The sequence below is a fragment of the Pontibacter sp. HJ8 genome, from assembly GCF_054824225.1.
The window spans coordinates 1-942 of record NZ_JSYF01000669.1; the positions used below are offsets into that span (position 1 = coordinate 1).

1 protein-coding gene is annotated in these 942 nt (G+C 56.9%); it reads right to left on the reverse strand.

What is annotated here, in order from left to right; translation table 11 throughout:
• Positions 1–814 (reverse strand): carboxypeptidase-like regulatory domain-containing protein (locus OB13_RS20780; RefSeq protein WP_461492097.1); only part of this gene is annotated, 814 nt, incomplete at its 3' end.
• Positions 815–942 lie beyond the last annotated feature (128 nt).

Sequence of the window (942 nt, forward strand, 5' to 3'; positions counted from 1 at the left end):
GCCCTGAAAAAATAAAGGAAGCTTTCTCCTTCACGATTGGCCCCTGCACCGTCAGGCGGGAAGCGATCAGGCCGATGCCGCCTTCGGCCTGCAGGCTGTCCATGCGACCGTCGCGCATTTCTATGTCCAGCACCGAAGAAAGGCGGCCGCCATACCTGGCAGGCATGTTTCCTTTGATGAGGGTAGCATTCCGGATAGCATCGCTATTAAATACCGAAAAGAAATTGAACAGGTGTCCGGGATTATACACCACCGCCTCATCCAGCTGCACCAGGTTCTGATCGGCCCCGCCGCCCCGCACATAAAATCCGGTGTTGCCTTCCCCTCCGGATTGCACACCGGGCAGGAGCTGTACCGTTTTGAGTATATCGGTCTCGCCCATGAAGGCCGGCAAGGACCTGACGGATTCCATCGGAATGTCCAGCTCTCCCATGGCAGCGGTCTCGGTGATGGGCTTTTGGCGCGCTGCCAGCACCTCCACCTCCTGCACCCCATAGGCCACCGGCAGCAGTTGGAGCGTCCGTTCGGTGTTTTGAGTCAGTTGTACCGATAGCTCCAGCGCCTCATAGCCAATGGATTTCGCCACCAGGGTATAGCGACCGGCCGGAGCCAGCAGGCGGAAGCGCCCATCCGGCTCCGTCACCGCCCCGATAGAAGGTCGCTCTTTCAGGCTGATGGAGGCTCCGGCCAGTGGCTCAGCGGTTTGCACATCCACCACACGCCCGCTCAGGACATACGTTTCCTGCGCCCATGCCGGAAGCAGGGAAAAAAGTAAAAGAAAAGTAGAGAGGAAAAGAATAAGTCGTGTCTGCAAAACCGTAATGCGCTGTACTTAACATTACGTCAGAAACAGCGGATTATGCCAAAGGTTTTCGATGAAAGCGGGGATATTTCACAAGCCAATACCGGTAGCCGTACGCACTCAGCAGCGCCATCAGGGTT